The organism is Brevibacterium antiquum CNRZ 918 (genome assembly GCF_900169145.1).
GTDB lineage: Bacteria > Actinomycetota > Actinomycetes > Actinomycetales > Brevibacteriaceae > Brevibacterium > Brevibacterium koreense.
Window position 1 is genome coordinate 580,485 of the sequence record NZ_FXZD01000001.1, and the last position, 6,723, is coordinate 587,207.

Sequence of the window (6,723 nt, forward strand, 5' to 3'; positions counted from 1 at the left end):
GGTGACCGGGAGGGAGCGAAAGTCCACGATGAGATCGCGCACGTCCGCAAGACGCAGTCACCCATATTACGCGAAACCTGGGAGAAAACACGAAACAGGCGGGCCACTGCCGGGCATGAGTTCGCGAGGAGCGCAATCCGCACCGACGGCGGCGGACCGCCGGACCCGTGCCTGCGCCACCGGGTCGGGCACACGCACTTCCACCGAAGGTCAGGATCACCGGGGATGGAGCTCGTCAAGGCCGATGATGACATTGGATGCCGTCCACGACAGAGGAGCCACCGACAGCGCAGCACCTTCTGCGCTCACCTTCTCAGGAAAGGAACCGGCCTGAGTGCGGTACTCACCCAACCAGTCGAGAATCCCTTCGGCCTGCACTCGGGCCCCTATACGGGCGAACCCGAGGCCCATGAGAGACGTTGACGGTGTCCAGCTCGTCTGGTCGAAGATCCACCCGTGGCCGGGTTTGATCCCACCAGCAGGTTGGCTCAGCCTGTCCCACACATGGTCAAGCGTCGATGCATCCAATCCCAGACCCGCACCCGCTGCCGGCAGGTAGGCCACCGCCGAATCGAGTCCCCCCGAGGTTGGGTAGCGCTGCAGTCCGTTGGCGATGAATGTGCGAGCAAACGTCGCCTCGTACGCCGCGCAGCTGTCGCCGAGAGCCTCGACTCCCCCATCGATGTGTGCCCACAGCCCATCGGTGTGCTCGGCGAGATCGACCAGCGCCTGCAGACCCAGCAGAGTGGGACCGGCCGTGCCCAGAGTGACTTGGGATTCGCTGACTTCCCAGTAGTCAGAGGACACCGGTGGCAGCGCGGTGCCGCGTTCGGTCCGGTGGAACAGACGCGCGGAGGACCGTCGCAGCATCGGGGCCATGGCCTCGAGGTCCACGGTGCCTCCGGCAGCGCCTTCAGCGCGGGTCGACGAGGCATGAACCTCACTCACGCCCCAGAGAAGGAGACCCAGCGCATCGAATTGGGAGGGGCGCGCGTCCGGGGCCTCCCCCGAATCGGGAGTGAAACGCGCGGCGAACGATCCATCGGATGACTGCAGAGATTGCAGATGGAGGAGATGATTCCATGCCAGATCGATCAGGCCGACTCGGGCCAGCGCGACAGCGGCGAAGGCCGCGTCCCGTGGCCAGATATAGCGCCAAGGTTGGGCCCAGCTGGCCACTGTCGCAGGCAATGAGTCGGTGAGAACCCAGAGATCGAGCAGCGCCGAGGTGGCAAGATCGCGACGTTGTTCGGGCAGCCGCGATAGCCACGACGAGCACCGATCGAGGAATTCCCTCTGCCGCTGCTTCGGCCCCGGATCCTCGATTCCGGGCATGACACGGGAATCTGGCTGCAGTTCCAGTCCCGCTTCTGCCCCAACACCCTCCCGAGTGGTCCCCGATGTGAAGGCGACCGTGACCGAGCGAAGATGATCATTCCGGCCCACCTCGGCGAGGATGTCGGTTCCCGACGATGTCACGAAGCCGGCACCGAGCACGCCTGCACCGCTCAGGGCACCGGTGAGGAGCTGACGGCGACTCGGCCGGGACCGGAACGGTCGACGGCGCTGGGGATCGGATGTCATGTGGAAACGGACTTTCTGACGTGGGCTGCCTTCGGCTGTGAATGGAGCCGCCTCGGTCATCCGGCGTGGTGTCATGCAATGTCGTTCGGGCAGAGAGCCTGCGTGGGAACCCGGGCGCACACTTCCGGATCCTCCCGAATTCTACCTCTGTCCGAATGCACGGCACCATGGCAGGAATCGCACCGGGAGGAATGAGCGCAGAACCAAAAAAACCGGCCGGACCATATGGTCCGGCCGGTAAGCGGAGGGGATGACGGGAATCGAACCCGCTTGAAGCCTCTTTTGGCACCATATCGTTCGCTGGATTCTAGGGGTTTAACGATGTTGATGGGTTTGGAATAGCAGTTCGTTCAGCTCCATTGGCCGCATGATGCGGCCACCGTGCGGCACCCCCTTCGGGAGGGTCCCGAGTGAAGATTTTCAAAGAATTTGCGAACTTCTACGAACATGAGCCGAACTGCCGCACGTAGAGAGGGTATGAGCAATAGATCGCACACTTCAGTAGATGCACCCTCACTTGAGCCCACCCACTCTCCCCTGGCCGTCATGCATACCCAAGGGCAGGACATTTACGTTCCCAATGGAATGCCGTGTGTCTATACTCCCGAGCAGGCCGCGGCAATCTTGCAGTGCGGTGTTCACTTTCTTCGCGACGGAACTCGCAATGGTGAACTGCCGCATTTGCGCATCAATCGATCTGCCGTCCGATTCACCTCCGATGACATCAAAGAGATCATGTCGATGTTTGCTGTCAAGCCGATGCCACAGGACGAACCGGAGCAGACAACTCCAGAGACGATGGCCATCCCTGAAACGTATGAAGACGAAGACCTTTCCGAATACCCAGGTGGAAGTCTCAAAACCAGGCGGCGGATGAAGAAGCTCATCGACGAACGCAACGCTGAGCTCGCCGCTAAGAAATAGACGAACCCACAACAAAGGGCCTCGACACTGAAACAAGTCAGTGTCGAGGCCCTTTGTTGTAGATGGGAGAAGAACTCTACGGGCGTATGCCTAAAGCTTCTCGGGCCACGCGCGCAACGTGTTCGACCCGGCCATCAATTAAGCTGCCGCCTGGTTATTCGATCGGCTGACCGCATCCATCGCAGGTCGAACCATCTGACCCGGTGACGAAGCTGGGATGGATGCGATCACGGCTGCCGGGATTTCGCTCATGACTCCTTCTCATGACAGTAGTCGGCATACCGGCCAGCTTGGCTCATATAGTGGTCAGTGCGAGTCGTCGAGGCCGAATTCTTCCGCACTGCGTTTGATCGCTTGTTCTTCCTCCTGCTTCGAAGACTGGCCACGACTGAGAACGAAGTAAATTAGACCCGATACCAGCAGTCCAACGGCGAACGACATATCTGCACCATCGATTCGAGCGGCAATAGGGCCGGTAAAGAACGAGAGCGAAAAGAACGGGATCATTGCAATGAAGCCAGCCGCGTAAGCTGTGAGCCCCTTCCATGCCCAGCGCCCGTAGATACCGTCACCGTGCACGATATCCAAGAGTGCATATCGACCACGGCGAACCAGGTAGAAGTCAACAAGGTTGACGGCTGTCCAGGGGATGAGGAAGTACAGCATGAGCCCAACGAAGCTGTTGAAGCTGTCAAGATAGTCATCGGGAATTGCGAGAGCAATCACGAGGGTGACGATACCGACAAGGATCAACGACACGACTCTCAACCGTACCGTCGGCTTCATCGGTTTGAACCCATCGATTGCGCTTGCTCCGGTGAGCATCGCGCCATACGCATTGACCCCCATGATTGAGACCAACGCGACTGACGAGACGAGTACTGCAATCGTTCCGAAGCCAGGGAAGATCATGTCTCCGACGTCGCGGAGGGTGGAGATCGGATCGGCGTTCGGAATATAGGTCGCCAGCAATGCCCCGAGAGACATCAACCACACCGCCGACAAACCTGCACCAGCGTAGACGGAGCCGATCAGTTTCGGCGCCGATGACTTCGGTGGCAAGTACCGGGTGTAGTCGGAAACGTAGACGGAATAACTGATGTTGTATCCGGCTGAGAGTGAGAACTGGACGAGGAACCCAGATGCCGTCCAGCCAGCCGTGTTCACTGCTGCGTCAGCATCGATGGCCGCATTCGGGAAATGGATGAACGCGAAAACGGTGATCACGACGAACACCGCCATGAGGATATAGGTCATCCAGCGCTGAATCAGATGAAGCAGATCGTGGCCGATCACGGCGATGAGGATCGATACGGCAATGATGACCGGGTACCAGAACCAAGTTGCCTCGGGGAAAATTCCGATTCCCTGGGTGACGAGAATTGTGTCGAAGACGAGGAATCCGACGTAGACGAAGACTGTCGCAATGAACGGCAGCAGCACTCCGCGGCTGCCAAATTGTGCGCGGGATTGGATCATCTGCGCCAGTCCCATCGTCGGCCCTTGGTTGGCATGGAACGCCATGAAGAAGGTTCCGAATCCGACCCCGAGCACGATCGCCAGGATGGAGAATCCCAGACTCAGCCCCATTGTGGGGCCAGTGAAGCCCACCACAAGAGTTGTCAAGACGAAGTTGCCGGCGAACCAGAACGGGCCTTGGTGCCAGACTTTTCCGTGGCGTTCTGCCAGGGGCACTACGTCGATCGATCTTGACTCAATCATCGAGTCGGGGTTGTCCGGGGATAGTTGTGATGACATCGTCGTCTCCTGTCGGCAGCGCGGTTCAGCGCTGGATTTGTTGGTTGTCTTTGCGAAGAGCTGCTTGGGTTAAATAGTCTGCAGGTGCGAAGTAAAGATCGGTCCGGCGATCAGCAAGGACATCGCTGAAGCAGGACAGCTTCTTGCTACGACTCTCGCTCAGATCGATGTCCGCAATTACGATCTGATTCAGGTTCTGGTCGAGATTGGCCATATCGATCGGCCATCCGTTCGCATCCACGATTACTGATGCAGACGTCCAGTCAATGCCGCGCTCAGCACCCGCGCGGTCGCACGCAGCGATGGCTACACGGTTCATTGAGGCCTGCGCCTGGGTCCGCACAACCTCACCCGGCCTCTCATTCGTGGGCCGCGGTACCCTCGGCCAGTTGACTGGAGCGCAGATCAGTTCCGCCCCGCCTAGTGCTGGAATTCGAATCCACTCTGGGAATTCAAGGTCGTAGCAGATGACGACGGCGATTCGACCGTGTTCCGTATCGATAACCGGGGGCGCGCCATCACCGGGGGTGAAGATAGTTCTCTCGGCGTCCCAGAGGTGGGCCTTGCGGTAGATTACCGGGTCCTGCCCCGGTACGAGCACGGCTGCACTGTTGTAGGGCCTTTCATGTTCGTTTGTCTCGCAGAAGCCAGCCACGATGACTGCGTTGCGCTCGTCGGCCGCCTGTTTCCAGCTGGACACGGCGTATCCGTCAATCTGTTCCGATGCCGCCTGAGCCTCGCCTGAATTGCTAAATGCGTAGCCGGAGCTGGTCAGTTCCGGAAACACGACGATTCGAGCACCCTCATCGACGGCCTTATGGAAATGGTCTATGCTCTCGTCCACATTCGAACGAACCCGGCCTAGGTGTGGGGCGAATTGGCAGCATGCAATCTTCGTCATGCCAGCGATCGTAGTGTCCAGGACTACACTAAACTACCCGTTCACGAGCTTTGCTCATCTGATCATGCATGAATGTATGCTGAAATGAACATTTGGGTACTTAACATCGATCAGAGTCGATCGATTGTGCAAAACTGAAATTCTGGCGACTTCGACTTTGAGGGACTTATGGTGACGGAAAGCGTTTTTGCGAACTCACGCCAGATGGTGCTTCAGGCACTGCGTGATGATGGGCGAGCGAGCTTTGCCCAAATTGCCAAGAAGATCGGACTTGCGCGGCACCAAGTGGCGGCGATTGTTCAGGCAGCGGTCGCCGAAGACGTACTTCGCCTGACAGTATCGATTAGCCCGGACCTCCTGGGTCTTGAACGGTTCGCATATTTGCAGATCGCTGTCTCTGGCCCCGTACAGCCTGTTCGGGACGCACTCGTGTCGATGACGGAGTCAACATTTGTCGCCGACATCGCCGGTCACTATTCGATCGACGCTGAGGTGAGAGTGGGTCCAGATCCTCACCTACGACGAACCCTCGACGCCATTCTGCAACTGCCAGGCGTCAGCGACATCCGCACCACACTCTATGAATCTATTGAAATCAATCGATTCTCCCCGTTCCACACAGCCAAAGCCCCGCTGACGCTCGACGAGGCCGACCGGTCCCTCATTATGCATCTGCAAAGGGACGCCCGATCGTCCTATCGAGAGCTCGGCGAGGCGTCGGGTTTGTCGCCGAGCGGCGCGCGACTACGATTCGAACGGCTTGTTAGAAGCGGAGCGATCAAGGTCGTCGGCATACCAGTTCGCATCGGACAGCCCGACACTCCCACTTTGGGCCTGGGAATCCGAGCGGGAGTGCCTGTCAACGAACTGCTGCCAAGGATCAAAGCTCTCGACCCAGAATTTCTCGCCGTCGCCATCGGTGCCTACGATTTCATCGCCACAATATCGGCAGATTCAGCAAGCGAACTCGTCGAAGTGATGGAGCGTCTTCGCGGCACCGAAGGTTTGGCGGAAGTGGACTGCTGGGCGAATCTGAAGATTGCGAAGGAGCAGTACGGCCAGAGCGACAGCCTCTCCGCTGAGGTTAGCCTCGAATAGTGGACACCCAAGGTAGCGGGATTTCAGGTCCTGCTGGAAGGATGTTCAACATGTCAGATTCGAAGCGGCAACGCCGTTCTTATACGCCGGAGTACCGCATCGAGGCCGCGAACCTCGTCATCAGCACGGGCCGATCGATCGCGGCGGTAGCGAAGGATCTCGGAGTCGGCGAGCAGACCCTGGGCACTTGGGTCAAGGCCGAGAAAGACCGCCTCCGCGGCGAAGGCGAGTCAACCGGGCCTCTGGGAGAGGACGAACGTGCTGAACTGGCACGGTTGAAACGGGAGAATTTCGAGCTTAAACAAGATAACGAGTTCCTGGGAAAAGCGGCCTTAGACTCAAACCGTGAGTGCAACACCCCGTCAGCCAGGAGGCGAACATGGCCAAGATTGGACGACCAGGCCTACCCGAAGAAGAACGCCGAAGAGTCTGGGAGCTGTGGAAGGACGGTCACTCTT

At 58.8% G+C, this 6,723-nt stretch carries 6 protein-coding genes and 1 pseudogene; 4 read left to right on the forward strand and 3 right to left on the reverse strand.

Annotated elements, in window-relative coordinates; translation table 11 throughout:
- Nucleotides 1-216: 216 nt before the first annotated feature.
- Complete coding sequence (locus BANT918_RS02660) at nucleotides 217-1,584, reverse strand: hypothetical protein (RefSeq protein WP_101618847.1); 1,368 nt, start codon at nucleotides 1,582-1,584, stop codon at nucleotides 217-219.
- A gap of 585 nt (nucleotides 1,585-2,169) precedes the next feature.
- Between BANT918_RS02660 and BANT918_RS18040 the strand changes: the two are divergent.
- Both BANT918_RS18040 and BANT918_RS17610 read left to right on the forward strand, forming a co-directional pair.
- Nucleotides 2,170-2,310 (forward strand): annotated as a pseudogene (locus BANT918_RS18040) (helix-turn-helix domain-containing protein); the annotation flags it as partial.
- A gap of 9 nt (nucleotides 2,311-2,319) precedes the next feature.
- A complete protein-coding gene (locus BANT918_RS17610) occupies nucleotides 2,320-2,508 on the forward strand; it encodes a hypothetical protein (RefSeq protein WP_233429437.1) in 189 nt (62 codons plus the stop codon).
- Between the two features lie 306 nt (nucleotides 2,509-2,814).
- On the opposite strand, the gene BANT918_RS02670 is transcribed toward BANT918_RS17610, so the two are convergent.
- Together BANT918_RS02670 and BANT918_RS02675 are read right to left on the reverse strand one after the other, a co-directional pair.
- Entirely contained in the window at nucleotides 2,815-4,266 is a 1,452-nt protein-coding gene (locus BANT918_RS02670; RefSeq protein ID WP_101618804.1) for a purine-cytosine permease family protein, read from the reverse strand.
- A gap of 25 nt (nucleotides 4,267-4,291) precedes the next feature.
- Nucleotides 4,292-5,167 (reverse strand): nitrilase-related carbon-nitrogen hydrolase, encoded by an 876-nt coding sequence (locus tag BANT918_RS02675; RefSeq protein WP_101618805.1) that lies wholly within the window; start codon nucleotides 5,165-5,167, stop codon nucleotides 4,292-4,294.
- Between the two features lie 168 nt (nucleotides 5,168-5,335).
- Here BANT918_RS02675 and BANT918_RS02680 point away from each other — a divergent pair, with 168 nt between their 5' ends.
- Together BANT918_RS02680 and BANT918_RS02685 are read left to right on the forward strand one after the other, a co-directional pair.
- Nucleotides 5,336-6,265 (forward strand): Lrp/AsnC family transcriptional regulator, encoded by a 930-nt coding sequence (locus BANT918_RS02680; protein ID WP_101618806.1) that lies wholly within the window; start codon nucleotides 5,336-5,338, stop codon nucleotides 6,263-6,265.
- A gap of 50 nt (nucleotides 6,266-6,315) precedes the next feature.
- Nucleotides 6,316-6,723: transposase (locus tag BANT918_RS02685; protein WP_233430326.1), on the forward strand; the 408-nt coding region annotated here is incomplete at its 3' end.

Bases quoted from the DNA above. Each gene is read 5' to 3' on its own strand.
- BANT918_RS02660 (WP_101618847.1), bottom strand. From the start codon at position 1,584: ATGACATCCGATCCCCAGCGCCGTCGACCGTTCCGGTCCCGGCCGAGT.
- BANT918_RS17610 (WP_233429437.1), top strand. From the start codon at position 2,320: ATGTCGATGTTTGCTGTCAAGCCGATGCCACAGGACGAACCGGAGCAG.
- BANT918_RS02670 (WP_101618804.1), bottom strand. From the start codon at position 4,266: ATGTCATCACAACTATCCCCGGACAACCCCGACTCGATGATTGAGTCA.
- BANT918_RS02675 (WP_101618805.1), bottom strand. From the start codon at position 5,167: ATGACGAAGATTGCATGCTGCCAATTCGCCCCACACCTAGGCCGGGTT.
- BANT918_RS02680 (WP_101618806.1), top strand. From the start codon at position 5,336: ATGGTGACGGAAAGCGTTTTTGCGAACTCACGCCAGATGGTGCTTCAG.